Source organism: Ruegeria sp. HKCCD7303, from assembly GCF_013111185.1.
Lineage (GTDB): Bacteria > Pseudomonadota > Alphaproteobacteria > Rhodobacterales > Rhodobacteraceae > Ruegeria.
Window position 1 is genome coordinate 315771 of sequence record NZ_WVRE01000004.1, and the last position, 24894, is coordinate 340664.

A 24894-nucleotide genomic window follows, 5' to 3' on the forward strand; every position below is an offset into this window, starting at 1 on the left:
CCGGCGTCAGGCTGCGCTTTGCCGGATGCTCACCTGATTGCGTCCGGCTTTTTTCGCCGAATACAACGCTTTGTCAGCGGATTGAATCAGGGTCTCTACATGCGGAGTGAGGCTGTCCCGACCAGGGAACGCGTCCGGAGACATTTTTAGCCCGATACTGACTGTCACGTTGACCTCTGGTCCCTGTTCAGAAAGTTGAAACGGCGCGCTACAGATACTGCCGCAGAGAGTTTCAGCGAGCCGCACCGCTTGTTTGGGTGACACATCCGGCACTCCAATCATGAACTCCTCTCCACCTATGCGGGCGACAAACCCCCTTGGACCAAGAGCGCTGCGCAAGCGCTCTGCGGCCTGCGTAAGAACGTGATCCCCGCTGGCGTGACCGTGGTCGTCATTAATCGTCTTGAAGTGATCGAGGTCAGCCAGCATGACCGCAAAGCCGCGTTTGGTTCGAGCGGATTCACGTGCGATCTGGTCCAGCGCGCGCATGGCAAACCGGCGATTGTGCAGCCCCGTCAGCGGGTCGACCCAGGAATCGGCAAGCCCCTTTTTTAGCGATATTCGCATGTGGTCCAGACGGGCCTTGCGCGCGATCTGGTTGTCCAATCGAAGCTGGATTTCCTGCGCACAGAACCCACCCAGGCACACGGCATCCGCACCCCGATCCAAGGCTTCGGATGCCTGAACAGCGTCGTTGTCTTTTAGCACTCCGATCAAGACGGTATTACGCGTGACACCCCGCGATCTGAGATCCGCCAGAATATTCAGATCGGAAGGATGCGGGCCCAGTTCGACCACGATAGCATCTGGGACAGCTCCGGACAGGAAGCCTTGAAGGTTCGACTGCAAGTGCCAGGACAATGTGTGTTTGCGCTGATCGCTCAACGCCTTTTGCCACAGCACGCCAGTTTGCACGGCGTGTGTCAGAACACTCACCTTTGCGGATTTGGGCGGGCGGATAATCGCTGGTGCGGGCTCACCGAACCCAATGGGTTGCGCGCCAGTGCCAACCTGCAGGTCCTGTCTGATTGCGTGTGCGCGCAGCAAGCTTCGGATACGCGCCAGCAGCAAGGCATCCTTGAAGGGATGGGTCAATACATCGTCCAGCCCATCTTTCAGGGCACGCAACCGTGCGTCCCTGTCGTTTTGCGCGGCAATTGCAACAACCGGCACATCCTCCAGCCCGGGAACTGTTGCTATGACCTTTTTGACATCCGCAGCCGTTCCGTCCGGCAAGGTCTGCGCTGTCAGTACCAGATCAGGTTGCGTTCGACGCACAAGCGACAGCAATCCATCTATTTTTTCCCCCTGTACCACGTGGTACCAAGCCGCAGTCAGTTGAACTTTCAACATGATGCGATTGGTTGATACCCCGTCGAGGACAAGGATGGTTCCCTGCACAGACATAGTCGTTCACCGTTGATTGCATGCGTGAACAAAGTGTTTATGAGTCTGGTTAACAAACCCTTTCCATGACTGGATCTGAGCACAGTTTATGCCAATATCATCTGATTCCGCGGAAACACTCGCCCTGACGGCTCTGGGCTGGCTGGTTGGAAATGACGAGCTTTTGCCGGTGTTTCTGGGTTCGACGGGTGCATCAATCGAAGATGTGCGCGATCGCGCCGGGGACCCGGATTTTCTGGCGTCGGTAATGGACTTTCTGGTGCTTGACGATTCGTGGGTCATGGCGTTTTGTGACGCCAATGCGATCGCCTATGATCTGCCTGCCCAGGCAAGAGCGGTTTTATCCGGCGGCGCTGACATTCATTGGACCTGAAATCCTCTTCCGCTGGAGCACCTGATGCCGATAGATGCAATCGTCTTCGATAAAGATGGCACGCTGTTTGATTTTGCCAACACATGGGGTGGCTTTGGCCGCAGTTTACTGCTGCGCTTGACAGATGGTGACAAAGAACGAGCCGCCGGGCTTGGGCGCCTTATCGGTTATGATCTTGAGCAAGAGCGATATGCCGAAGACAGTATCGTGATCGCCGCGACTGTCGAAGAAATCGCCGATGTGTTGGCTGCACATGTGGATACCATGACCGTTCAAGAGATCGTGGATGTGATGAATGCCGAAGCCGCCGCAGCCCCTCAGTCCCCGGCTGTTCCGCTGGTCCCGTTTCTAGAGGGCTTGCATAAGGCAGGGCTGAAGCTGGGGGTTGCAACCAATGACAGTGAACATCCTGCGATGCAGCATCTGGAATCGGCAGGGATCAGCGAACATTTCGATTTCATAGCTGGATATGACAGCGGCCATGGATTTAAGCCGGGGCCCGGACAGCTATTGGCCTTTGCTGCGCATGTCGGCGTTGACCCTTCGCGGGTTGCGATGGTGGGGGACAGCCTCCATGACCTGCAAGCAGGGCGTGCCGCGGGGATGACAACCATAGGGGTTTTGACAGGTCTGGCCGAGGCAGAAGTGCTGGCCCCAATGGCAGATGTGGTCTTGCCGGACATTGGACATATACCCGAATGGCTAGTGAAAAACCAATTGGGTTAAGCTGGCAATCGACCATCTGAGATAAAAAACCGACATTTCCTGTCGCAGACGGAGCGGCGAGAATCGTGTCTCATGGGCTTGCTTGTTTAACGCAGGAACGGAGGCAACGATGGGCGAGACACCAACACGCAAGCGTCGCGGCGGAGGACGCGCAGGGGCTGCCGCACGCAGAGGAAGTGCGGTGATTGACCAGATGCCTTGGAACCCGCCGGTCAATATCGACCGTCCGACAGAACCGTTGGACCAGGCCGGGATCGAAGCGATCCATGAAGGGGCCATGCGTATCCTTGAAGAGATCGGGATCGAATTTTACAACGAAGAGGCAATAGGCATCCTGCGTAAGGCGGGTTGCACCATCGAAGGTGACAATGTGCGCATGGGGCGCGACTTTGTCATGGAGATGATTGCGAAAGCCCCGAGTCAATTTTCCATCACGCCACGTAATCCGGATCGCAAGATCGAGATCGGTGGAAAGAACATGCTGTTCGGCAATGTCTCGTCGCCGCCGAATTATTGGGACATGGAAATCGGAAAGAAGGTGCCCGGAAACCGCGAGATGTGCCGGAATCTTCTGAAACTGACGCAGTACTTCAACTGCATCCATTTCGCGGGTGGATACCCGGTTGAACCAGTCGATATCCACGCCAGCATACGGCATCTGGACGTGCTTTATGACAAGCTGACGCTGACCGACAAAGCCATGCATGCCTATTCTTTGGGTAAGGAACGTGTCGAGGACGTGATGGAAATGGTGCGCATCGCTGGCGGCCTGAGCCACGAAGAGTTCGAGGCCACCCCGCGCGTGTACACCAACATCAACTCGACTTCGCCGCTAAAGCATGATCATCCGATGATCGATGGCTGCCTTCGGCTGGCACGGCGCGGGCAGGCGATTGTGGTGACACCCTTTACTCTGGCCGGGGCGATGGCACCGGTGACAATGGCAGGTGCTGTGGCCCAGTCATTGGCCGAAGCGCTGTGTGCGATCGCCTTGTTCCAATATGTGCGCCCGGGGATTCCCTGCGTCATCGGAACTTTTACGTCGAATGTGGATATGAAATCCGGCGCGCCGGCTTTTGGAACACCAGAGTACATGCGCTCGACCCAGATGACCGGACAGATGGCGCGCTTCTATGGCTTGCCGATGCGGTCTTCGGGCGTTTGTGCCGCAAACGTGCCCGATGGACAGTCTATTTGGGAAACCTCGAACTCGCTTTGGGCGTCCGTTCAATCGGGCACCAATATGGTCTATCATGCGGCTGGATGGCTGGAAGGCGGCCTGATAGCAAGCCCGGAAAAGTTCATCATGGATTGTGAAATCCTGCAACAAATTCAACGCTATATGAACCCAGAATTGACGGCTACCGGTCCCGACGAGATCGCGCTTGATGCGATCCGCGCAGTTGGCAATGACGGTCATTTCTTCGGCATTCAGCACACGCAGGACCGTTATACCACTGCATTCTATCAACCCTTTCTGAGTGATTGGAAAAACTATGAAGGGTGGGAGGTCGCTGGCGGCATCTGGACGGCTGAACGCGCCCATCACATGTTCAAGGAGATCATCTCGAGCTTTGAGGCACCGCCGATGGATGAAGCCATTCGCGAGGAATTGGCTGCCTTTGTTGAGCGTCGCAAAGCTGAGGGCGGCGCGCCGACAGATTTCTGATCAGGCAGCAAGTGTCGAAGTGATACCCGATTGAATTCGCTACAACTTAGGGTGGATTTTGGCTATTTGTTAAGACTTTTCAGCCCAGAGTGCAGGGAACACCAAATTGGGGTTTCCAATGCATGGTCTGATCAATCGGGCGATACAGTCTTTTGTCTGCGCAACCTATGGGCAACCCTATTGGGTGCGCGTGGCCGAGGCTGCGCAGCTTGGATTTGTCGAATTCGAAGCCATGCTTGTCTATGACGATGACGTAACGGCTAGAGTATTGGACGCGCTCAGCGGTGAACTGAACCGACCTAGGGCGGAAATTCTTGAGGATGTGGGGACTTACCTTGTGTCCCACCCGAATATGGAAGGGTTGCGCCGTCTGCTTAGATTTGGTGGCGTCAGTTATGTGGAGTTTCTTCATTCCCTTGACGATCTGGCTGACTGGGTGCGGTTGGCAGTGTCCGATTTGACCCTACCGGCCCTTGAATTGAGAGAGCTTTCGACAACAGAATACCAACTGTTTTGCTTCCCGGGTTTGTCTGGTTATTCCAGCGTGATGGTCGGTGTTCTGCGTGCCATGGCCGACGACTACGGGGCGTTGGTTATGTTGTCTCATGAGGGACAACAGCAAGACAGCGAAGTCATTTCCATAATGCTGGTTGAAAGCGCTTTTGCAGAAGGGCGGCATTTTGATTTGGGGGCTCGGACCGGATGACAGATCCTCGCGAGCTTGTCAGTCTGCTGGAAACGCTTTGCCCGATGTTTCTGTTGGTGGACCAAAACGGGTGTATTCAACAAGCCGGTCCAACCCTGCAAAAACTGAGACCAGACTTGCAGCTGGTGGGCCAAGGGTTTCTGGACGTTTTTGAACTGATCCGTCCCAGAACAGTCACAACCATTCCGGCATTGATGTCGATGGCCAGGGCGAAACTTCACCTGAAATTCCATGATGAGCCCCGAACTGCTCTCAAGGGGTTGGTCGCCCCATTGCCGCATTCTGGTGGCGCTGTCATCAACCTGTCATTCGGAATTTCAATTCTGGATGCGGTGCGGGACTACGCGCTGACAAGTGCGGATTTCTCAGGTACCGACCTTGCGATTGAATTACTTTATCTGGTCGAGGCCAAATCTGCCGCAATGGAGGCGTCGAGGTCGCTAAACCTGAGGCTTCAAGGCGCTATGCTGGCGGCTGAAGAGCAGGCTTACACCGACACACTAACCGGATTAAAAAACCGTAGGGCCATGGATCACGTGCTGGCACATATGATCTCTGCAAATTCGGCTTTTGCTCTGATGCATCTGGATCTTGATTTCTTCAAATCCGTGAATGACAGGCTGGGCCATGCGGCAGGTGATTTTGTCTTGCAGCAAGCGGCCCGCATCATGCTTGAGGAAACGCGCGATGACGATACGGTTGCCCGTGTCGGAGGAGACGAATTTGTTATCGTTTTCAAAGGCCTGACGCGGGAAGACACGTTGGAGGCAATTGCAGGCCGCCTCATCCAGCGTTTGAACGAACCGATGCTTTTTCAAAACCAGAAATGCAGTGTGTCGGCCAGTATTGGCACAGCTTTGTCCACTCAGTTCCAAGTGCTTAAAGCGGCGGATATTCTGCATGCCGCTGATTTAGCGTTGTACCAAGCGAAACGCGACGGTCGGTCCTGTCATCGTTTGTATTCGACACTGACCAACGCGCGACCCTGAGCGTTAGACTGACGCGAACGCCTCAGTCACCTTCTTTGCAATTTGGTGCTGGATGGGTGCAAGCTCCCCGACGACGGGCATAACGGTTCCGTTAAACTTGGCGCGCGCCAGCTCATCGGGGACGTCCTCTAGGACATGCCCGCCGGTACAGGCAAAGAACGGCAGGCAAATCGCCTGATCTGACGCATCGTGTGCTGCCTCGGCAATCGAGGGCGCTTCTTCGACAAAACCAACGCGGATGGATTGGAAGGCAACTTGCGTGCCAAGCTGTCTTGCAAATTCGTTGGCCACCGCCGAAGGGTTGCGGCTGCGGCCTGACCCGTGCGCCGCGATCACCAGGTCAGTTGTCGAAGCTTTCCAATTCCGTTCCCGCAGTTTTGCATGCAACGCCTGCGCAGTAAGCGTGGGCAGATCCGGATCAATGCCCAAAGGGTCAAGAATTCGCGCGGCGTGGTCCCCGACCCGTTTCGGCAAGGCACTGGTCACAAACCAACCCTTTGCCATGAAAAGCGGATAGATCACTGTGTTTTCGGGTAGGCCGTCCAGTTGCGCCTCTAGCGCGCCGGGTTTAGCAAGTGTTGCCGAATGCACGGTCACAGAGCTTGTCAACGCGTCGACCTTGGCTGCAAAAGCAGCCAGTGCCGCTTCTGCCGGATCCGGTTCGGAAGGCTGGCCATGGGCGACAATAATGGCGTGTGACATTCGGTACTCCCGCTGTTTTCTGCGATAAGTGTTACGGCACGACCTGAAGTCAACACCACAGTTAACCCAGAAGGGTCAGCCAAAGCCAGACGGTCAGAATGGACGTCGCTGTTCCGATCAGGACGGATGAAGCGGCAACACGTTTGGCGCGGCCATACATATTGGCAAAGATATAGGCGTTAAAGCCCGGCGCCATTGCAGCATTCAACACACCCGATCGGAACAGATCCTGTGGGAGGCCAGTAGATGCTCCGAATAACCACACTAGGCTGGGGTGGACCATCAGCGAGATGCAGCAAACGAAACCAATGGTACGCAGATCGCCTTCCGGTTTGTATTTGACCAAGACCCCGCCCAAAGCAAACAACGCGCCCGGTAAAGCCGCGCGGGTGACAAGCCCAAGGGCTTCGTCGACCACCGCAGGGATGACCAAACCTGTCAGGTTGACCAGGAAACCAAGCGCAATTCCCAGGATCAATGCGTTCTTGAACATTGCGGACAGAACCGAGCGTGCCATATGTACACCGCCGTTGCCGCGATTGCGCACGACCTCCATCACCGTGATCCCAACGCCGTAACAAAACGGAGAATGGAAGGCGATAATCGCGTAGTTGCCTGTCAGGTTCTCGGGGCCATAGGCACGCTCGGTAATCGGCAGGCCCAGCAGGACCGAGTTGGAGAACAAGCAACAAAAGCCAATGGCGACGCAGTCTTCCCAGTCTCGGCCAAAAATGATCCGTGCTCCAAAGAGGCCCACGGTGAAGCACAACGCTGCAGCGGAATAGAAACTCGCCAGCAGCCGGGGGTCGAAACTGGCGCTAAGGTCCAGGTGTGCGATGGCCAGAAAAAGCAGGCAGGGGATCGCAAAGCCTTGGGTGAATTTCATCAACCCATCGACATGCTCTTGTTTGAAATAGCCTGTCCGAGTTGCCGTGTACCCGGCACCGATCACCAGAAAGACCGGAAGAATGACATCGATCAGGCTCTGAAGCATATGGCCCCCATGCGGCGCGCGTATTGCGGTATTGCGATGGCGCGGGGCAGGGGTCTAGTGCGCCTGATGGATCACCATCCCATCAAAAGCGGGGGTGATGTAGTCCGGAGTTTCAGCGTCAACCGTGGCATAGTCGAGGTCGATATGCATGTTGGTTAGCACCGCGCGTTTCGGTTGCAGCTTGTCGATCCAACCCAGTGTCTTTTCCAGATGCGCGTGGGTCGGGTGCGGGGAGCGGCGAAGGGCGTCGATGATCAGGCAGTCCAGCCCTTCCATCTCGGGCCAGGCGTCGTCGTAAATCTCTGCGACATCCGGCAGATAGGCAAGCTGGCCGATGCGGAAGCCAAGAGAGTCGATCGAACCGTGGTTCACTTTGAACGGGCGCAGTGAAATGGGTCCTCCGGGACCATCGATGTCGAACGGGCCATCAATGGATTTGAGGTCCAGGATCGGAGGATAAGGGGATCCTTCGGGCTGAATGAAGGCGTATCCGAAACGGCCCAGCAACGCGTTCTGTGTGTCACCGTCTGCCCAGACCGGCACGCGCGTTTTCATATTGAACACGATCATGCGCAAGTCGTCGATCCCGTGCACATGGTCCGCGTGTGAATGGGTATAGACCACACCGTCCAACCGCCCGGTGCCCGTGTCCAGCAACTGACTGCGCATATCCGGCGTGGTATCGACCAGAACCGAGGTCGTTCCATCCGGACCCTCGCGTTCAATCAGCAGCGAGCAGCGGCGGCGCACGTTTTTCGGATTCTCGGGATCACAATCACCCCATTGTCCGCCCAGCCGTGGAACGCCGCCCGAGGAACCGCAGCCCAGAATAGTAAAGCGCGTCCCGGTCATGCAGCGGCCTTATACAGCGCGGCCTTGGTGAACAAGCGGTCAAAATTGGCCTGTGTCTGAGCTGCAAAAGCGGCATAGTCCATGCCGAAAACCTCAGCCCCTTTCCGGGCAGTGTGGGCGGTGTAGGCGGGTTCGTTACGTTTGCCGCGATAGGGTGGGGGGGCCAGATAGGGCGCGTCTGTTTCCACCAGAATGCGGTCTACCGGTGCAGTTGCGAAAATATCGCGCAACTCCTGGCTTTTGGGGAAGGCGGTGATGCCGGACATGGACAGGTAAAAGCCCAGATCCAGCGCGGCCTTGGCCAATTCGGCAGAAGAAGAGAAACAGTGCATAACGCAGGAATAGGGTGCGTTGCGATACTCCTCTGCCAGAATTCGGGCCATGTCATCATCCGCTGCGCGGGCGTGAATGATCAGGGGCAGGCCAGTGCGCTGGGCCGCTTCGATATGGATGCGCAAGGATTGTTTCTGCACTTCCGCACTGTCAGCGGTATAGTGGTAGTCCAGACCAGACTCTCCAATACCGACGAATTTCGGATGCTGGGCCAAGGCAACCAGTTCGTCGACCGACGCTATCGGCTCATCCGCCGCACTCATCGGGTGCGTGCCTGCGGCATAGAAGACGGGCGCAAAGGCCTCGGCAATCGCGCGTACGCTGGGTTCGTTGCGTAGCTTGGTGCAAATCGTGACCATACGGGTCACGCCAGCCTCGGCTGCGCGCGTGATGATCTCGTCCAACTGGCCGTCGAAATCCGGGAAGTCCAGATGGCAGTGGCTGTCGGTAATCTGGGGGGTGTCGCTCATCTGTTCTGACCGGCGGTTTCCTGTATCTTGAACACCGTATCTAGGACCAGAGCGGCAGGGTCAAGGTTCACCGCCTGACCATGCCGTGCGCGTGCTGTGATTGTCGCGGCGACTTCTGCCCAGCGGCGGGCTTGATCGGGGGAAGCCGAAAGACGCATCAGCGTTTCACCTTCGTTTGGGGCCGCTTCGGGTACGGGTGGTGTGCCGGTCGCCCCAGTTAGGGCCAGCCGTGACAAGGCGACGTCGATTAGCGTTAGCAACAACTCGAAACGATCAGCGGCACCGCGTTGTGCTGCGGCTTCGGCCAACGCCAGTGCGCGTTGCCGGTCCATACGGGGCAGGGTACCCAGAATGGCGACCAGCTCGGCATAAATGTCCAGACCGCCAAGATTGATTAACCGCACAGCATCCCCAACTGATCCTGCCGCAAGTGCGGCCAGGTGTTCAGTCTGGGCGGGAACTTCTGTTCCGGTTTGCGACAGGGCGGTTTGCATGTCCTGCGGACTCAGTGGGCCAAGGCGCAGCGTGCGGCAGCGCGACCGGATGGTTGGCAGCAGGCGCGAAGGTTGGTGCGATACGAGCAAAAGTGTGGTGCGCGCAGGCGGCTCTTCCAGCATCTTCAACAGCGCGTTGGCAGCACTGACGTTCATTTCATCCGCAGAGTCGACGATGACCACGCGGCGGCCTCCATCGGCAGAAGACAGACCAAAGAATTTTCCTAGCTTGCGGACATCATCCACGACAATCTCGCCGCGTAATCGCCCCTGCTCGTTGAGTGACCGGGTGATAGTGGCCAGCCCGGGCTCAGCCCCGGACTGTATTCGGTGCGCCACGGGGTGATCGGGATCAATGCCGAGCGTTTCGGGCGGAGGAGGTGCTCCGAACAAGCCGCCGTCATCTGCCGGGGGTGTGGCCAGCAAAAATCGCGCGATCCGCCACGCCAGCGTTGCTTTGCCGACGCCGCGCGGCCCGGTCAGCAACCAACCGTGATGCAGCCTGTCGGAATTGTAGGCCGTCAGAAACGCCTGTTCGGCTGCGTCCTGGCCAAAAAGCCGCGCGGTTTCGCGCGGATGCGGTGCACCCGGCACCTGATCCGGGGAAGGGGTGTCGTCACTCATCGTTTACCGCAAAGCTGCTTGAACGATATCTGTCACATCCTGCGCTACGCTGTCCACGTCTCTGTTGCCATCTACAACGCGAAACCGGTCCGAGAATTCGTCAGCCAGCGCCAAAAAGCCTGCGCGCATTTTCTTTTGCAGATCGGGGCCGAAATCTTCAAACCGCTCTTCGGTGCCTTGCCTGCCTTTAGCGCGCGACAAGCCCGTTTCCGGATCCATATCGATCAGCAGCGTCATATCCGGCTCGCGCCCGATCATCAGGTTGTGCAATTGGTCTACCAGACTGCGCAGGTCGCCGCGTGACAAGCCCTGATACATGCGCGTGCTGTCTGCGAAACGGTCGCAGATCACTACCTTCCCCGCCGCAAGGGCGGGTTCGATGGTACGCTCCAGGTGGTCACGGCGGGCCGCAGTGAACAACAGCAACTCTGTCTCGGCCGACCACCGATCCGGATCGCCCTCCAAAACAAGCCGGCGAATTTCCTCGGCCCCCGGAGAGCCGCCGGGTTCGCGCGTCAACACGACTTCATGGCCCTGCAGGCGTAATTGATCCGCCAGCATCCGCGCTTGGGTCGACTTGCCTGATCCGTCAATGCCTTCGAAGGTCAGAAATAACCCCGTTTTCGTCACATCGACTCCAGCGGGTTGTTGATCACGTCTTTCAATACGATGCCGCCAACCGTCAACATCCGCACGACAAAGCCGCCAACAGCTACGTCCTCAGCAGCCACCAGCGGGCGTCGGATTTCAGGCAGCCCTTCGGGCTTGATCACCAGTTCAGCCAGTTGCTGTCCTTTTTGGACTGGCGCGTTGATTGGGCCGTCATACACAACTTCGGCCTCGACATTTTGGGTGCCCAGAACCGGGAAGAGCACGTTCAGATCACCTTCGGCCACAAGCCCGACGGTCTTTTTCTCACCCATCCACAGTTGGGCTTCGGCTATCGGCGTTTCCGCGTTGGCAACTGTCCTCTCGACAAAATTTCGAAACGACCAGTTAACCACGGCCTCAGCCTCCTCTGCACGCTGGCCGGTGGTGTCGAGGCCGGTTAGCACGAAGATAACGCGCCGATCACCCTGTTTGGCAGAACCGACAAGGCCATAGCCGGCCTCTTGCGTGTGGCCGGTTTTCAAACCATCCGCGCCGATATCCAGCTTCAGCAGCGGGTTGCGATTGCGGGCATTTGACGGCGCGCGGCCGTCGAATTCAAAAACTTCCTCGGCGAAAAGAGGGTAATATTCGGGGAAGTCCGAAATCAAGCGATCCGCAAGAACGGCCAGATCATGCACTGACATCATATGACCGGCGGCAGGCCAGCCGTTTGAGTTGGCAAAATTGGAATTGTTCATGCCCATCTGCTGCGCGCGTTGGGTCATGTACCGCGCAAACCCGGCCTCGGTTCCGTCGGGGCTAAGTGCTTCGGCGATAACGACGCAGGCATCGTTGCCCGACAAAACGATGATGCCGCGCAGCAGGTCTTCGACCGTGACCCGATCCTGAGTGTTCAGGAACATGGTCGAGCCGCCATAGCTCATCGCGTGTTCAGACACAGGCAGGGTTTCGTTTAGCGTCAAGCGCCCGTCCCGCAGGGCTTCAAACGCCACATAGAGCGTCATCAGCTTAGACATCGACGCGGGCGGCAGGGGCTGGTCGGCGTCTTTTGACAGAAGAACAGTGCCGGTGGTCTGATCAATCACATAAGCCGCGCGGGCTGTAGTATCAAAAGCGTGTGCGGGCAGGCCCATGAGGGCAATCCCCATGGCCAGAACGGATGTGCGCATCGAGGCTAACATGCTGCGTCTCCCTGTTTCAGTCGGATACGGTGAACGCGTCTTTGAAGCCAAGGTCTTTTACGTCCTTCTGAATGGCTTTGCGTTCGGCCCGGGTTGCGGCAGGTCCAACCAGCACCCGCCAGACGGTGTTATTTGCTGTTTTCAGTTCCCGAACAACTGCGGACATGCCGTTCCTGCGCACTTTTTGAGCAGCGGAGTTCGCGTTCTCCTCGACGCTGAAGGTTCCAATCTGAACAAATGGTTTGCTCAGTTGTGTAGTCGCGGTTGTGGTGGCTGCCGCTGCTGCTGGGGTCGCTTCGGTCGCATCAATAGCGGCGGCTGCGCCATCAATCGGATCCAGTGGTGTTTCAGTTATCGCGGCTGGATCTTTCTTTTGCCACCATTTCCGCTTGGCGGGTTTCTCTGCCGGGGCTTCGACCGGCGCATCCGACAAGGCCGGAGAGGACACAGAAGCTGCAGCTTCGGCTGTTACTTCTGCGCCATCCGTGGCTGCATCCGCCGCTGCCACAGCGGTTCCCGCAGCGGCTGCGGCTGGTGCTTTCTTCTGCCACCATTTCCGTTTGGCAGGTTTCTCAGCCGGGGTTTCTGTCTGTTCACTCGCTGATGTTGAAGCCTCAGCGGAGTCGCTGGTGGTATCTGCGTCTGCTGCGGCGTCATCTTCTGTGCCGGCGGCACTCGCGACAACAGCCGTTGTACCTGCCGCGGCCACAGCGGTTTCTTTCTTCTGCCACCACTTGCGTTTGGCAGGCTTTTCAGGATCACCTGTGCTTTGGCCATCGGTTGCCGTATCGGCCGAGGCTGTGACGGTTTCTTCTGCGGAATCTTCGGCCTGTGGGGTCTCGTCAGCTGGGGGTTCTTCTATCTTTTCACGACGCAACGCCACAACACTAAGTTTTGTGGGGGCACCGGCCAACAATCCAAGCTGTTCAGCTGCCGCGGACGAAACCTGAAGCGCCGGGCCAGGCAAGTTGCGTTCGCGACGGAACAGGGCTCCAGTTACCGATTTGTTGTTGGCCGTGTTTTTGATCACCACGCGCTCGGGTTGGGTCACGTCTGGATGCGCAACCCAAATCCCACCCAGCGAGGGCCGCCCGTCCCAAAGCCCCGCTTCGGTCACACCGAACACGTTGGGCGCTTCGACATCGCGTTGCGACTCACTGGTCGTTTGGGGAAAAAGCTCGATTTTGCTCTCATTCTCGTCGGGCTTTTCCGCTGTTTCCGCGGTTCCCAAGGCCTCTTCACATCCGGCCAAAATCGTTAAAGATAACGCTAGAAACGCCAGCCTCTTGGGCCCCGGGCGTGTCTCGATCGCTCGCTTCATCTGCTTATCCCTTGCCTGAAGGGGTTTCGTTTTCCGAACCCCGCTGCCGATCTGCTGGTTCTGGATGCCAGCCTGTTGCGGTCTTTCACGCCGATCATAACGTGGCTGAAGTGTCATGGAAAGACCGCTGAAAAGTCTTCGGCAAGATTTCCCGTTTTCGACTTGCCTCTGATCAAACTTGGCCTTAGACCCTGCCTTCAACGGGGAGGTGGCAGAGTGGTCGAATGCGGCGGTCTTGAAAACCGTTGGGCGTGAGAGCGTCCCCAGGGTTCGAATCCCTGTCTCCCCGCCACTCATACCTGTCTCACTTCAGTTGTATTTTCTGATCCGGAATTGTTACGCAATTCCCGCGCGTTGGCGCATGCGCTTTCAATCAGAGACGAAGCAAACCGTACATTCAGAGGACAATTCAGGCGCGAGTCTCAGTGTCGCATTTTAGCGGGGTCGCTTTGGGCTGGATTTCCCTGATAACCTGCAATTTACAGGGAATATTCGCAAACCGGGACTGACTTCCGTCATTTCTTCTATCAGAACTGTATGTTTCTCAGAGGTTTATGTTGCAAATTCCCTAAAAGGTGGAACAGGGAATTTCCTCGTGCGAACAGGGAATTGTTCCGCCGGATCAGGGAGGGCGAAGTCTGTATCAGGGACGCAGGAGCTGGAGATGTCAGAAGCCGAACAGGCGTTCCTGTTCGGACCATTCAAGTGGGTGGGTCACGCTGACCAGACGCTTGAGTGTGAGTTCGGGCGGCTGGCTCCCGTCGAGAATCGCCGTTTGAATCTTTGGTGAGAGAAAGGCGAGCTGAGCACGGGTGCGGATGAAGGCGTCAGGGACGCTTTCGCGGCGGGCAATCTCCATCAGTTGAACTCCGGCCTTCAGATCACGGGCCCAGCCATGGGCGCGGATCAGCATGGACCGGAGGTGGGGATCAGGTTGGGGTGCCATGTCTCCGGCGATGACCTTGGCCTCGACGCCGCGGCGGCACAGATCGAAAGATGCGGTGACGTGGGTGAGATCCGGGTGCAGATGATCGGCCGCGATGCCAAGTGCGCTTGCCAGAGTTTTGGGGTTAAATTCGAGGTCGATCTGTCCTCGTGCAAGTTTGCCTTTGGCCAGAAGAGCAGCGCCGATCTGACAGCCATGGCCTAGAAGCCGGGTTACTAAATCCGCAACTGAAGTCTGAACTGCCTCGGCTGACCCGGCCTCCGGCTGCGCCAGTACTTGGTGCGCCGCGGCGGCGTCTTGCAAATGTCTGACGATGACATCAATGACCGCGTTTTCCAGCGCTGGGCCGGGCAGTCGCCAGCCAGAGATATCCTTGCCGCCTGAGATCAGTCGATTGGAGATATAGTAGCGCAACCGTCGGCCTTTGCGCGTGGTGTGGGTCGGCGTCAACCGATCACCAGTTTCGTCATACAGCAGACCGGTGAGCCAGGCCCCGGGGTCAGTGGAGTGTTGGCGCGCATCGGAGTCGCCGCGTGCCCGCGAGCGGTTGGAGGCCTGTCGCATTTTTTCCTGCACCCGGTCCCAGATGTCCTGATCGATGATCGCCGGATGTTGTCCGTCCCAGATCTTATCCTTGTGGCGGATTTTTCCGAGATAGACCGGATTGCGCAGCAGGTAATAGATTTGACCCCGTGACAGCGGACAATCCCCCTTCACACTGCCATCTGTCCGAACAACCCGTTTTGACCGCAGGTCTTCTGCCGTTGCCCGTTCTTCTACTTTGCGCAGGCAACCAAGCTCGTCATAAAGCCCAAAGAGATGCCGGACCGTTCTGGCCTCCTCTTCATTCACCACCAGCGTTCTTGCCTTCGGATCGGGGTGGCGATCATAGCCCAGAGGCAGGTTGCCACCCATCCAAAGCCCCTTCTTCTTCGACGCTGCAATCTTGTCGCGAATACGTTCGGCGGTGACTTCCCGTTCAAACTGAGCAAAGGACAACAGCACATTCAGCGTTAACCGGCCCATGGAAGATGAGGTATTGAAGGCCTGCGTGACGGACACAAAAGAACAGTTTGCCTGTTCCAGCCGGTCGACCAGCTTAGAGAAGTCGGCAAGCGACCGGGTCAGCCGGTCAATCTTGTAGACCACCACCATGTCAATACGCCCGGCATCGATCTCTTCAAGAAGGCGCTGAAGGGCGGGTCGCTCTAGGGTGCCGCCCGACAGGCCACCGTCATCGTAGCGCCCGGACAACAGGGTCCAGCCTTCATGTCGCTGGCTTGCGACATAGGCCGCGCAGGCCTCATATTGCGCATCCAGCGAATTGAAGTCCTGATCCAGACCATCTTCTGAGGACTTGCGCGTGTAGATGGCGCATCGGATTTTACGGCGCGGGCTCATTTGGCCGCCTTGCCGGTGAGCCCAAAGAAACGCGGCCCTGACCAATGCGCGCCGGTAATCTCTCGGGCGATGGCCGAGAGTGAGCGATAGGACCGACCGTTCCAAGTGAAGCCGTCTTCTGTAACGTCGACTACATGGGTCACACTATTCCACTCGCGTAGCAGGCGCCCGCCGGGTTTTAGGGCAGGGCATGTAGGCCGGGGTTTCTTCCCAGAGCCCTTTTCCAGCGTGGCTTTGACCTGGCGGGGTAGCCTGCCATGACGGCGGGACTGCATCTCAAAGGCGATAAAGCGGCGCAGAAAGGGTTGGCTGAGCATGGCGGGGGCGGGTTGATCAAACAGTTGCTGCCAAAGCGTGACCAGATCCGATCGACCCATGGCGGCGAGATCGGCGACATCGCTCGTCTTGGTCATGACGCTTCTCCAGTTCCCGCCGCCAGATGATATGTGGATGGTCCATTTGGTTTGTCGGATGTCCGCCGTTCAATTGTGACGCCTTTTTTCCGCAGACCGCTTAGAGCTGCTCGGACCGAATGAGGCTGCCATCCCGTTGCTTTGCAGAGCGCCTCAAGGCTGGCGCCGCTCGGGCGGCGCAACAAGTGTTGCACTTTGTCAATTTTGGTTTGCTTCCGCTTGGACATGTATTGTCTCCTCTGATTTGGGGCTGGCTAGATGCCGAACCCCGGTACCGAGGAGCGCCCGAATGGCTCGGGCGTGGGTTCAGTGATGCGTGGTTGACGGCAACAGTCCAGCTCTTTCTGAAGCGATTACTTGAGGCGTGTGTTTTGAAGGGCGTTGCTGGCGTACCCCCGATTATTCGTCAACAATCTTAATTGGTTACTTTTAGTTTGGGGGGTTGCGTCTCGTATTGATGGCACCTACATTCGACCTAATCGCCCGGACTATCAGGGCGGGAAACTGCTCCCGCAGGCAGCACTCATTGGAAACACAGGTTTCCGCAGAGAGCATTCAAAGGAGCAACGTCTCGGATCGATTGGTCCGGGGAGTTGCGATTTGTGCTCTCTCCGATTTTCCAGCGCGATCCCTCCATCTCGACGTCCGCGCGGCGTCACGCAAAAGGAGGCGGTTATGCCTGCCAAAAACACACACAGCGACGTTCGGGCGTCCAATACGCCTATCTGGATGGCCGAAAAAGTTATCCAATCCCAGATCAGCCAGATCAAGCCCTACGCCAACAACAACCGCGTGCACGCGGCCAAGAATGTCGACAAACTGAAAGCATCGGTGGCCCAGTTTGGCTTTGTCACTCCGATCCTGTTGGATGGTTCGGGCACAATCATCGCGGGTCATGGCCGCTATGAGGCCGCTAAGGCCCTGGGGTTGAATTCCGTACCGACTGTTGTCGCGGATCATTTGTCAGAAGCGGAAGTGCGCGCTCTGCGCATTGCGGACAATAAGCTGGCGGAATTGTCGGACTGGAATGAAGCGGCGTTGCAGATCGAATTTGCCGAGCTGATGGACCTCAGCCTTGATGGCGAGTTGAACTTTGATCTGGACATCACAGGGTTCGAAACACCGGAGATCGACATCATTATCGACAGCGTCGGTGAGGTGACGGTATCTGTAGCGGAAACTGTTGAGACGCCGGACCCTGCGGCACCCGTAGTCACGGAGCCGGGCGACCTCTGGGTTCTCGGAGATCATCGCATTTTCTGCGGGGACGCCCTTCAAGCCCAGAGCTACGACACCTTGCTGGAAGGCGAGACCCCGCAGATAGTCTTCACCGATCCGCCTTACAACGTGCCTGTCAATGGGCATGTGCGGTCCGGCAATAGCGCCGAACACCGCGAGTTTGCCATGGCGTCGGGAGAAATGACGGATAGCGAGTTCCGCGGCTTTCTTTCAGGCGCGATCACGCAGTTGTTTGACTGCCTGCCGAACGGAGGCATCGCGATGATCTGCATGGACTGGCGTCATATCGAAGAACTGATTACGGCGGGCAAAGCAGCTGGATTGGACCTCATCAATCTCTGCGTCTGGAACAAGACGAACGGAGGCATGGGCAGCCTTTATCGCTCAAAGCATGAGCTGATTTGCATTTTCAAGAAGCCTGGTGCGCCGCACATCAACAACGTCGAGCTGGGCAAACACGGGCGCAACCGGACCAACGTCTGGGATTACGCCGGTGTGAACAGCTTTGGGGCAGGGCGCGAGGCGGATCTCGCGGATCATCCCACGGTGAAGCCGACAGCTCTGGTTGCAGATGCCATCATGGATGTGAGCCACCGCGGCGATGTCGTGCTGGACGCCTTTGGCGGGTCCGGCGCGACTCTGCTGGCAGCTGAGAAAACCGGGCGCCAAGCGCGGCTTATTGAGCTCGACCCGGCTTATGTCGATGTGGCCATCCGCCGTTGGCAGGAGATGACCGGTGATAGCGCCGTGCACGCGGTAACAGGCCAGACGTTCGATGCGCGTTTTGCGGCCAACGATACCACTTCAGAACAGGAGGTGGGTCATGTCTGACGATACGAAAGAGTATGAGGTCGGCTACGGCAAACCGCCCAAAGCGACCCAATTCAAAAAAGGCCGATCCGGCAATCCGAAAGGGCGGCCGAAAGGTGCCAAGGGGGTGAATGCCAGCTTGAAACGTGAATTGGAAACCAAGATTACGGTTCGCGAAGGCAGCCACGAAATCCGGATTTCCAAGGCTGAGGCAATTGCCAAGCGGTTCACGGCAGGCGCGTTGAAGGGCGACACGAAATTGTTGATGGCGCTGCTTAAGCTGGACACAGATCTGTTCAACGCAAGTGAATTGGACGCGCAAGAAAGCGTCCGTACGGTTGAGCCCGACGCTGTCGACTACGACATCCTCCGGGATTTCTTTTCCAGCCAACTGGACGGTGACGGTGATCTGGAAAACGAGGAGGCGGAAGATGACGACTCCTGATCCAAAAATCGTCGTGCAAGCCGCTCGCGAGGTTTGCCGGGACAATTTCTTTCCCTTCGTTTGGCGTGTGTTTGGCACGCTGCACCAGGGAACTGACCGCAGCTTTGATCCGGCCTGGCATGTGCGGGCCATGTGCCATGAGTTGGACAATGTCCGTCGAGGCGAAAACAAGCGACTGATCATCAACATCCCGCCACGTTGCCTGAAATCGGTCACCGTGGCCGTTGCATATGTCGCTTATCTTTTCGGTCATAACCCCAGCGCCAAGATCATCGTTGCCAGCTATGGGTTGGATCTGGCGCGCAAACATTCCGAAGATTGTCGTCGGATCATGTCTGCGCGCTGGTACCGGGAAATGTTCCCTGAAACGGTCTTGGCTAAAAAGGGCAACACCTCAGAAGAAATCCGCACCACAAAGGGAGGCAGCCGTAAGGCTGTCTCCATTGGAAGTTCTGTCACCGGTCATGGCGCCGATTACATCATCATCGATGACCTGCTGAAAGCCGGAGATGCCGGCTCCGAAGCCGAGCTGGTCAAGGCGCAGGAGTTCATTGAGGGGACCTTGTTGTCGCGCTTCGACAATCCGGCCGAAGGGCGTGTGGTTATGGTTGCGCAACGGTTGCACGAGATGGATCCGCCGGGTTATCTGCTCGAACGCGGGACCTACCGGCATCTGAATCTGCCTGCCATCGCAGAAGGCCACGAGGTGGTTCCTCTTGGGCGTGGAAGGGTCATGCGCCGCAAACCGGGTGATCTCCTGTGCCCGTCCCGTTTGGATCAGCAAACGCTGGATACCAAGCGTCGCGAAATGGGCGCGGCCGTGTTCAATTGCCAGTATCAGCAGAACCCCATTGCTCCCGACGGGTCGCCCTTGCGCTGGGAGTGGTTTGGCACCTACGAGACCATCGAAGATCGCCGCTGGTTCCAACTGGTGGTTCAGAGCTGGGATACGGGCATGTCGGCAGACCCCCGGTCTGATTTCTCTGTCTGTACAACCTGGGGGTTCCGCGAAAATGCGTGGCATCTTATCGACGTCTGGCGCGGGCAGGTAGACTACCCAGACCTGAAAGCCAAGGCACTGCAACTTGTCGGCCGTTGGGATCCCGATCGTGTCCTGATCGAAGATGCGGCCTCCGGCAAACCTCTTTTGGACGAATTGTTTCGTGATGACCGTCGGCGCTACGAACGCATTAAACCCGACAAGGACAAGGAAACCCGGTTCCAGTCCGCTTGCGGTCCTGTCGAAGAGGGCAAGGTTTATCTGCCTGCAGATGCACCCTGGCTGCCGGTATTCAAACGGGAGCTTCAGTCCTTTCCACGCGGACGCAACGACGATCAGGTCGACAGCTTTGCCCACTTTCTGAACTGGTCCAAGGGACCGGGCTTCTACCGGGCATTGGGCCGCGACCACCGGATCAACATCGAACGTCGGGAGCGTAATCGAGAGAGGGTCAGGCGACGGTAGGATCTCGGAGTTGAGCTTGAAAACTCGTTGAATAGTACTGGGAGGGCCGATGTCGGACCAATCCTGAGAGCGGCCCCAATGACCGCTCGCAACCACAAACCGGTCTAATCGCTAATGCCGTCGGATGACGGCTTTGAGCCCTAACCTGCTAGTGCTGCGACTTACTTAAAGGTCTGCTTCCGTGAAACTTATCAGAATGGCGCGTTGATAGATTTATGTCCGCTGAGAATTGTCGTGGCGTATCGACAGCAAAAAATCTCTTTGACGACCAGCAGATTGATGACAGTTCAAGGGAACCCCGCGCGCATGTAGGCGATGATCTTCCAGATGTCTTCTTCACTCAGCACTTCCTTGAAGGCTGGCATGTCTGTTCCGAAGCGTTCGCCGCCCTCGGAAATTGTCCAAAGAAGATACTCGTCCCCCGACATAGGCATCTGAACGAACCATCGAAGGAGGGCGGGAGAGGGCACGAGCGAACGTCCGGCTTCACCGTCGCCCAAGCCCTCTGCTCCATGACAGCTTGCGCAGTTTTCCGTGTATAGCGTCCTGCCCTCCGAAACATTGCTGGGCGTTGCACGAATGGTGCTCCGAGCCCCGCGATAGGCTGCGGGCACACCCTCGTTCATGTATGTCCAGTGTCGCTGCATGCGTTGCTGCTGGCCCGGTCCCATGTTGCCATGTCCCCAGCCATCCATGCGTTCAGACCACATGTGGCCCGGTCCCATTGGCCCATGACCCCACCAGTCTCCTCGATGCTGTTGGGCAATGGCCACTCCGGCGATAGTGATAGACAAAACGCCTAAGGCAAGAATGCGTAATCGACTCCGTGTCATCTTCTCCTCCTTCGTACTGTTTCCGCTCGATGACTGTCGCCTCAGGCCGCTTCGTAACTCGTGAATACCTCGGTAGCGCCGTCCCGACGGAACAAAAACACATCGTAAGCCTCACGACGATCTTCCGGCCCCATCCCAGGCGAACCGAAAGGCATCCCAGGAACAGCAAGTCCAATGGCGCTAGGTCGCTCCTCCAACAGACGACGAATGTCGGCAACCGGTACGTGCCCCTCGATCATGTAGCCATCGATCTCGCCTGTATGGCAGGAGATCATTTTTTCGGGAATGCCGTTGTCCAATTTGTGGCGGACGAGCAGTGTTCCAAAGCTGCGCTCCTCGGTAACGCGAAAGCCTTCCTGCCGAAGGATATCGATCCAAGCACTGCAACAGCCGCAATTCGGATCCTTGAGAACATGGATGGAAGGTGTGTTTTGCGCAAACGTGGCAAATGGTGCTGTGCTGGCGAAGCCTGCGGCGTAAGTCAGTATTTGGCGGCGTTTCAGGTGCATAGTGAGAGTCCTCTTTACTTGCGACTCAATTGAGCAAATTTCGCATCATTCGTGATAGGTTGTCTTCATCCCCGGTAAGCATGCTGATGTTCTCCAACTTCCCGGCGCTCGGCGAGCGCTTGGCGCACGATCTGGAAAGCAGAAGAAAGAAACAGCGTTGCCATGATCGCTGCGACAATCAGATCTGGCCAACCGCTTGCCGTTCCCCAGACGCCCAAGGCCGCAAACATAACGGCCACATTGCCGATGGCATCGTTCCGCGAACAGAGCCAGACAGAGCGGACATTGGCATCGCCGTCTTTGTAGCTGACAAGCAACAACACACTGGCAAGGTTTGTAGCCAGTGCAAGAGCTCCGATTATGCCCATGATCTCAGCTTCAGGGACGCCGACATAGAAGACGCGGTATACGGTCGATCCGAATACCCAAAGGCCCATCAAAAGCAAGCTCACCCCTTTGGCCAAAGCTGCATTGGTGCGGGCGCGAACTGAGGCACCGATCACAGCGAGCGAGATACCATAGGTCAGTGCGTCGCCGAGGAAGTCGAGAGCATCAGCCTGAAGCGCCTGTGACTTTGCGTAGTGACCAGCGGTCATCTCGACTACGAACATCGTCGCGTTCAACGCAATGACGATCCATAGCCGCCTTTTGTAATCATCTGACACGCCATCGAACTTGGCGTCATGCCCACAACATCCTGACATTGGAAAGCCTTTTTGAATCTGTCTTGATCATAGTGTAGTGCCTCTAGTGACTAGAGGTTCAAGAGGTATTTTCATGTTTTCCATCGGAGAGCTTTCAAAGCGCACGAAAGTCAAAGTTCCGACCATCCGCTACTACGAAGAAATGGGGCTGCTGGCAGAGCCGGAACGTACAGCTGGCAACCAGAGGCGTTACACAAATGAGGGTCTGGAACGCCTGAGCTTCATCCGTCATGCGCGTGATCTTGGCTTCTCCATAGAAGCGATTTCTTCGCTGATCGAGTTGCAAAATCATCCGGACCGGTCATGCGAAGCCGCCACCAAGATTGCCGAAGGTCAGTTGTCCGAAGTGCGAGCGAAGATCAAAAGGCTAAAGGCGCTGGAGAATGAACTGAAGCGTATTGCTCAAGGATGCGACGGTCGTGGCGTAGTAGAAGACTGTTATGTCTTGGCTTCGCTTGCAGACCACGACCTGTGTGATCAAGATCACTGATCCCAAAAGCGGACATCAATTAAGTGATCATAATCGGCAGCTTCGTCCGCAGAGCGGTCATTGCTGTACCGCACGGCGAACGACTGCTTCGAGCCCAAAGCGGCCGGTTTTGGAGACGCCCCAATTTCTTGGAGCGTCCATGTTCGCCATAAGACATTTGCTCGTCTAGCCTAAACTTCCAAGACTACTCCACGAGTTCCAAATCACCGGGCCGCCAGCTTTTGTCGAACCATGGTTCAAGCGGCCCGTAAAGGCGCATCATAACATTGAAGCTTCGACCGGGAACTGTTTGCGCCCAGTTGTTTTCCCAACCTTCCGGCGCTTCCGGTCCAAAATAGATGCTGAAGCTACCATCGTCGTTCGGCTTTATTCCGGGCCGGTTGGAGTCGATCCCTCCGGATTGTTGGTCTGTTTCCAAGATCGAACGAGTCTGCCCACTATAGAGCATGAATGACGCAAAGTTCTTGGCAGGGACCGGCGCGGGAAGCGTTACCTTATAGGTCTTTGAACCATCCAGATACTCCCCATCTTTGTCGCGGGCCGTCATTGCATACACCGACCCGGTGCCAACCGGCGGCGCAGTCATTGCAGGTGTGATACCTGTCGCCATGTAAAAGAAGTATGTCCGATCATCCAGAATACGCGCGCCATCCTCAAGGAACAGATAGCTCTGGCGTTGGAACGGCGAGTTCCATTGTCGATCTTCATAGAAGTACACCCCCGGATCCCGTGAGGCATATGTGATCGCACGCGCTGTCGCGTTTGCGATGGCTGCTGCTTCTTTGAAGATTCCCTTCATTCTGGCGTCCGGTTCGAACGGTTCGCCTTTTTTGATGCCAATGGAAGCAAATGTCCCAACAATTTCTGGATCAAAAGCGCCGACCGGATTGTTATCCAAGGCTACATGAATCTCCTCGAAGAAGTCTTCGTTGTTGGCATGGACTGTGTTGTGCTGAACGCCGGAGATATTGATGAAGTTCTCCGATGGCGGATTGTCGGCTGCGCTGAGCGGATAGATGTTCAGCCCTGCCTTGATCTCTGCAACTGGTCCTGTTGTGTCACCATCTGCCCCGGGGGAGCGACGCAGCAGCAACCAGTGTTCATTTGTTCTTGTACGAAGTTCAAAATATCCTTCTGGCACTGCAGTTTCATCGTCGTGATGCATCAACAGGTATTTCCCGCCTTCGCCTTTGTCTGCACCAAGCGCGCCAATGTCTGCGACGTAGTCGAACCCTGCGTCGTCCAACAGGCCCAACATGCCAGCGGGCACCTCTATGACCATAGGACCTTCGGAGATATCAACGTTGGAACCAACGTAAATAGTCGTTGTATTAGGCGTCAGCCAGATTGATCTGGCATCCAGAAGATTTTCTGCAATGACGACATCATTGGGTTGTGCGCCTACATCTTCATAGCCTTGAAACATTCCACGCAGAGACGCGATTTTCATGCCATCAAGAAAAGCAGTCGTTGCGCGCATCAAGTCCAGATTGTCGAAGACTTTCTCAACCGTATCTGGTGAAGGCATGCCATCGAAAAACTCAAGTGTGCCAAGTGTCTCTGTTTTCACTCTGTCCGGTGTCAAAACGTTTTGCGGTACGATTGCGGCGAACTCTCTGTCTGATTGTGGAGGCAATGCAACTTGTTCGTTTGCGCCCTCGTTTTGTTGAATCATATCTTCGTTCAGCAAAACGAACTCCACGCGCCGGTTCAGCGCGCGTCCTTCCTCGGACAAGTTCGAGGCAACAGGCGCGATTGGACCTGCTCCCATGGCGACCAGACGTTCCGCCGCGACGTTGTAGGGTTCGCCCATCAGTGCATTGCGTACGGCCGCAGCACGGCGCTCAGCGAGGTCAATGTTGTATGCAAAGTCACCCACCGAGTCCGTATGGCCCACGATCGCCAGTCGCATTTCAGGCAGCGTCGCCATCGCGCTGGCAACTTTGAACAACACCTCGGGTGACGTGCCGGTTAGCGCGTCACTGTCGGTCTCAAAAAAACCGCCGCTCATTGAGACGCGACCATCTTCGCGCAGAGCGGACACAACCGCTTCATCTGTCAGTTCACCGACCGCTCGTGCTCTTTCTTGGCCAAATTGTTGCGCCTTAAGCGGTCCCGTGTTGACTGCGAGTGCAATCGCAATCGCTGTCATACAAGTCTTAATGTTTCTCATTTTGAAACTCCCA

The 24894-nt window shown here is 56.8% G+C and carries 25 protein-coding genes and 1 tRNA gene; 10 read left to right on the forward strand and 16 right to left on the reverse strand.

Annotated elements, in window-relative coordinates:
- Positions 1-6: 6 nt before the first annotated feature.
- Complete coding sequence (locus GS630_RS13380) at positions 7-1407, reverse strand: diguanylate cyclase (protein ID WP_171620693.1); 1401 nt, start codon at positions 1405-1407, stop codon at positions 7-9.
- Positions 1408-1495: 88 nt separating this feature from the next.
- Between GS630_RS13380 and GS630_RS13385 the strand changes: the two genes are divergently transcribed.
- The 5 genes from GS630_RS13385 (at position 1496) to GS630_RS13405 (ending at position 5870) form a co-directional block, all read left to right on the forward strand.
- Positions 1496-1780 carry a DUF3572 domain-containing protein gene (locus tag GS630_RS13385; RefSeq protein WP_171175120.1) on the forward strand — a complete coding sequence of 95 codons (285 nt, stop codon included), beginning with the start codon at positions 1496-1498 and terminating at the stop codon, positions 1778-1780.
- A gap of 24 nt (positions 1781-1804) precedes the next feature.
- On the forward strand, positions 1805-2506 hold the full coding sequence (locus GS630_RS13390) for an HAD family hydrolase (RefSeq protein ID WP_171620695.1): 702 nt from the start codon (positions 1805-1807) through the stop codon (positions 2504-2506).
- Between the two features lie 109 nt (positions 2507-2615).
- Positions 2616-4175, forward strand: coding sequence for a trimethylamine methyltransferase family protein (locus GS630_RS13395; protein ID WP_171175116.1), 1560 nt, complete (start codon positions 2616-2618; stop codon positions 4173-4175).
- A 118-nt stretch (positions 4176-4293) separates the two neighbouring features.
- Positions 4294-4881 carry a heme NO-binding domain-containing protein gene (locus GS630_RS13400; RefSeq protein WP_171237301.1) on the forward strand — a complete coding sequence of 196 codons (588 nt, stop codon included), beginning with the start codon at positions 4294-4296 and terminating at the stop codon, positions 4879-4881.
- Entirely contained in the window at positions 4878-5870 is a 993-nt protein-coding gene (locus GS630_RS13405; RefSeq protein WP_171175111.1) for a GGDEF domain-containing protein, read from the forward strand. The genes GS630_RS13400 and GS630_RS13405 overlap by 4 nt, the downstream gene beginning before the upstream one ends.
- A gap of 3 nt (positions 5871-5873) precedes the next feature.
- On the opposite strand, the gene GS630_RS13410 is transcribed toward GS630_RS13405, so the two are convergent.
- The 8 genes from GS630_RS13410 to GS630_RS22615 all read right to left on the reverse strand — a co-directional run bounded on the left by GS630_RS13410 (position 5874) and on the right by GS630_RS22615 (position 13453).
- Positions 5874-6572 carry a CbiX/SirB N-terminal domain-containing protein gene (locus GS630_RS13410; protein WP_171620698.1) on the reverse strand — a complete coding sequence of 233 codons (699 nt, stop codon included), beginning with the start codon at positions 6570-6572 and terminating at the stop codon, positions 5874-5876.
- Positions 6573-6633: 61 nt separating this feature from the next.
- On the reverse strand, positions 6634-7566 hold the full coding sequence (locus GS630_RS13415) for an AEC family transporter (RefSeq protein ID WP_171175100.1): 933 nt from the start codon (positions 7564-7566) through the stop codon (positions 6634-6636).
- Between the two features lie 54 nt (positions 7567-7620).
- Positions 7621-8418 carry an MBL fold metallo-hydrolase gene (locus GS630_RS13420; protein WP_171620700.1) on the reverse strand — a complete coding sequence of 266 codons (798 nt, stop codon included), beginning with the start codon at positions 8416-8418 and terminating at the stop codon, positions 7621-7623.
- A complete protein-coding gene (locus tag GS630_RS13425; protein WP_171175095.1) occupies positions 8415-9221 on the reverse strand; it encodes a TatD family hydrolase in 807 nt (268 codons plus the stop codon). Before GS630_RS13425 ends, GS630_RS13420 begins: the two co-directional genes overlap by 4 nt.
- Complete coding sequence (locus GS630_RS13430; protein ID WP_171620702.1) at positions 9218-10339, reverse strand: DNA polymerase III subunit delta'; 1122 nt, start codon at positions 10337-10339, stop codon at positions 9218-9220. Before GS630_RS13430 ends, GS630_RS13425 begins: the two co-directional genes overlap by 4 nt.
- 3 nt (positions 10340-10342) lie before the next feature.
- A complete protein-coding gene (gene tmk, locus GS630_RS13435; RefSeq protein ID WP_171620704.1) occupies positions 10343-10969 on the reverse strand; it encodes a dTMP kinase in 627 nt (208 codons plus the stop codon).
- A complete protein-coding gene (locus GS630_RS13440; protein ID WP_171092109.1) occupies positions 10966-12132 on the reverse strand; it encodes a D-alanyl-D-alanine carboxypeptidase family protein in 1167 nt (388 codons plus the stop codon). Before GS630_RS13440 ends, tmk begins: the two co-directional genes overlap by 4 nt.
- 16 nt (positions 12133-12148) lie before the next feature.
- Positions 12149-13453 carry an SPOR domain-containing protein gene (locus GS630_RS22615; RefSeq protein WP_171712057.1) on the reverse strand — a complete coding sequence of 435 codons (1305 nt, stop codon included), beginning with the start codon at positions 13451-13453 and terminating at the stop codon, positions 12149-12151.
- Between the two features lie 202 nt (positions 13454-13655).
- Here GS630_RS22615 and GS630_RS13450 point away from each other — a divergent pair.
- Positions 13656-13745, forward strand: a tRNA-Ser gene (locus GS630_RS13450).
- 375 nt (positions 13746-14120) lie between these two features.
- Here the strand turns inward: GS630_RS13450 and GS630_RS13455 are convergent.
- Genes GS630_RS13455 through GS630_RS22620 form a run of 3 tightly spaced genes read right to left on the reverse strand, consistent with a single transcriptional unit; the run spans position 14121 to position 16440 of the window.
- A complete protein-coding gene (locus GS630_RS13455; RefSeq protein WP_093964943.1) occupies positions 14121-15800 on the reverse strand; it encodes a recombinase family protein in 1680 nt (559 codons plus the stop codon).
- The gene (locus GS630_RS13460; protein ID WP_093964944.1) at positions 15797-16213 is read right to left on the reverse strand and encodes a DUF2924 domain-containing protein; all 417 of its coding nucleotides are present in this window, start codon (positions 16211-16213) and stop codon (positions 15797-15799) included. The genes GS630_RS13455 and GS630_RS13460 overlap by 4 nt, the downstream gene beginning before the upstream one ends.
- On the reverse strand, positions 16210-16440 hold the full coding sequence (locus tag GS630_RS22620; RefSeq protein ID WP_093964945.1) for a DUF3489 domain-containing protein: 231 nt from the start codon (positions 16438-16440) through the stop codon (positions 16210-16212). The genes GS630_RS13460 and GS630_RS22620 overlap by 4 nt, the downstream gene beginning before the upstream one ends.
- Positions 16441-16888: 448 nt before the next feature.
- Between GS630_RS22620 and GS630_RS13470 the strand changes: the two genes are divergently transcribed.
- The 3 genes from GS630_RS13470 to terL are packed head-to-tail and all read left to right on the forward strand — an operon-like array spanning position 16889 to position 20172.
- Positions 16889-18283: a DNA methyltransferase gene (locus tag GS630_RS13470; RefSeq protein WP_245223230.1), complete on the forward strand. Its 1395-nt coding sequence runs from the start codon at positions 16889-16891 to the stop codon at positions 18281-18283.
- Positions 18276-18707 carry a DUF5681 domain-containing protein gene (locus GS630_RS13475; protein ID WP_093964947.1) on the forward strand — a complete coding sequence of 144 codons (432 nt, stop codon included), beginning with the start codon at positions 18276-18278 and terminating at the stop codon, positions 18705-18707. Before GS630_RS13470 ends, GS630_RS13475 begins: the two co-directional genes overlap by 8 nt.
- Positions 18694-20172, forward strand: a complete 1479-nt coding sequence (gene terL / locus GS630_RS13480) for a phage terminase large subunit (protein ID WP_171620708.1) — start codon at positions 18694-18696, stop codon at positions 20170-20172. The genes GS630_RS13475 and terL overlap by 14 nt, the downstream gene beginning before the upstream one ends.
- A 287-nt stretch (positions 20173-20459) precedes the next feature.
- Here terL and GS630_RS13485 read toward each other — a convergent pair whose 3' ends face one another.
- The 3 genes from GS630_RS13485 to GS630_RS13495 form a co-directional block, all read right to left on the reverse strand.
- Positions 20460-21005, reverse strand: coding sequence for a cytochrome c (locus GS630_RS13485; protein WP_170650554.1), 546 nt, complete (start codon positions 21003-21005; stop codon positions 20460-20462).
- Between the two features lie 41 nt (positions 21006-21046).
- A complete protein-coding gene (locus GS630_RS13490) occupies positions 21047-21514 on the reverse strand; it encodes a DUF411 domain-containing protein (RefSeq protein ID WP_170343049.1) in 468 nt (155 codons plus the stop codon).
- A 65-nt stretch (positions 21515-21579) separates the two neighbouring features.
- Complete coding sequence (locus tag GS630_RS13495) at positions 21580-22218, reverse strand: cation transporter (RefSeq protein WP_170343051.1); 639 nt, start codon at positions 22216-22218, stop codon at positions 21580-21582.
- A 73-nt stretch (positions 22219-22291) separates the two neighbouring features.
- Here GS630_RS13495 and GS630_RS13500 point away from each other — a divergent pair, with 73 nt between their 5' ends.
- Positions 22292-22708 carry a helix-turn-helix domain-containing protein gene (locus tag GS630_RS13500; RefSeq protein ID WP_170343053.1) on the forward strand — a complete coding sequence of 139 codons (417 nt, stop codon included), beginning with the start codon at positions 22292-22294 and terminating at the stop codon, positions 22706-22708.
- 184 nt (positions 22709-22892) lie between these two features.
- On the opposite strand, the gene GS630_RS13505 is transcribed toward GS630_RS13500, so the two are convergent.
- Positions 22893-24881 carry a DUF1214 domain-containing protein gene (locus GS630_RS13505; protein ID WP_170388062.1) on the reverse strand — a complete coding sequence of 663 codons (1989 nt, stop codon included), beginning with the start codon at positions 24879-24881 and terminating at the stop codon, positions 22893-22895.
- Positions 24882-24894: the final 13 nt, after the last annotated feature.

What these genes read in the sequence shown, in the direction of transcription:
- GS630_RS13380 (WP_171620693.1), bottom strand. Translation starts at nt 1,407, where the DNA reads ATGTCTGTGCAGGGAACCATCCTTGTCCTCGACGGGGTATCAACCAAT.
- GS630_RS13385 (WP_171175120.1), top strand. Translation starts at nt 1,496, where the DNA reads ATGCCAATATCATCTGATTCCGCGGAAACACTCGCCCTGACGGCTCTG.
- GS630_RS13390 (WP_171620695.1), top strand. Translation starts at nt 1,805, where the DNA reads ATGCCGATAGATGCAATCGTCTTCGATAAAGATGGCACGCTGTTTGAT.
- GS630_RS13395 (WP_171175116.1), top strand. Translation starts at nt 2,616, where the DNA reads ATGGGCGAGACACCAACACGCAAGCGTCGCGGCGGAGGACGCGCAGGG.
- GS630_RS13400 (WP_171237301.1), top strand. Translation starts at nt 4,294, where the DNA reads ATGCATGGTCTGATCAATCGGGCGATACAGTCTTTTGTCTGCGCAACC.
- GS630_RS13405 (WP_171175111.1), top strand. Translation starts at nt 4,878, where the DNA reads ATGACAGATCCTCGCGAGCTTGTCAGTCTGCTGGAAACGCTTTGCCCG.
- GS630_RS13410 (WP_171620698.1), bottom strand. Translation starts at nt 6,572, where the DNA reads ATGTCACACGCCATTATTGTCGCCCATGGCCAGCCTTCCGAACCGGAT.
- GS630_RS13415 (WP_171175100.1), bottom strand. Translation starts at nt 7,566, where the DNA reads ATGCTTCAGAGCCTGATCGATGTCATTCTTCCGGTCTTTCTGGTGATC.
- GS630_RS13420 (WP_171620700.1), bottom strand. Translation starts at nt 8,418, where the DNA reads ATGACCGGGACGCGCTTTACTATTCTGGGCTGCGGTTCCTCGGGCGGC.
- GS630_RS13425 (WP_171175095.1), bottom strand. Translation starts at nt 9,221, where the DNA reads ATGAGCGACACCCCCCAGATTACCGACAGCCACTGCCATCTGGACTTC.
- GS630_RS13430 (WP_171620702.1), bottom strand. Translation starts at nt 10,339, where the DNA reads ATGAGTGACGACACCCCTTCCCCGGATCAGGTGCCGGGTGCACCGCAT.
- GS630_RS13440 (WP_171092109.1), bottom strand. Translation starts at nt 12,132, where the DNA reads ATGTTAGCCTCGATGCGCACATCCGTTCTGGCCATGGGGATTGCCCTC.
- GS630_RS22615 (WP_171712057.1), bottom strand. Translation starts at nt 13,453, where the DNA reads ATGAAGCGAGCGATCGAGACACGCCCGGGGCCCAAGAGGCTGGCGTTT.
- GS630_RS13455 (WP_093964943.1), bottom strand. Translation starts at nt 15,800, where the DNA reads ATGAGCCCGCGCCGTAAAATCCGATGCGCCATCTACACGCGCAAGTCC.
- GS630_RS13460 (WP_093964944.1), bottom strand. Translation starts at nt 16,213, where the DNA reads ATGACCAAGACGAGCGATGTCGCCGATCTCGCCGCCATGGGTCGATCG.
- GS630_RS22620 (WP_093964945.1), bottom strand. Translation starts at nt 16,440, where the DNA reads ATGTCCAAGCGGAAGCAAACCAAAATTGACAAAGTGCAACACTTGTTG.
- GS630_RS13470 (WP_245223230.1), top strand. Translation starts at nt 16,889, where the DNA reads ATGCCTGCCAAAAACACACACAGCGACGTTCGGGCGTCCAATACGCCT.
- GS630_RS13475 (WP_093964947.1), top strand. Translation starts at nt 18,276, where the DNA reads ATGTCTGACGATACGAAAGAGTATGAGGTCGGCTACGGCAAACCGCCC.
- terL (WP_171620708.1), top strand. Translation starts at nt 18,694, where the DNA reads ATGACGACTCCTGATCCAAAAATCGTCGTGCAAGCCGCTCGCGAGGTT.
- GS630_RS13485 (WP_170650554.1), bottom strand. Translation starts at nt 21,005, where the DNA reads ATGACACGGAGTCGATTACGCATTCTTGCCTTAGGCGTTTTGTCTATC.
- GS630_RS13490 (WP_170343049.1), bottom strand. Translation starts at nt 21,514, where the DNA reads ATGCACCTGAAACGCCGCCAAATACTGACTTACGCCGCAGGCTTCGCC.
- GS630_RS13495 (WP_170343051.1), bottom strand. Translation starts at nt 22,218, where the DNA reads ATGTCAGGATGTTGTGGGCATGACGCCAAGTTCGATGGCGTGTCAGAT.
- GS630_RS13500 (WP_170343053.1), top strand. Translation starts at nt 22,292, where the DNA reads ATGTTTTCCATCGGAGAGCTTTCAAAGCGCACGAAAGTCAAAGTTCCG.
- GS630_RS13505 (WP_170388062.1), bottom strand. Translation starts at nt 24,881, where the DNA reads ATGAGAAACATTAAGACTTGTATGACAGCGATTGCGATTGCACTCGCA.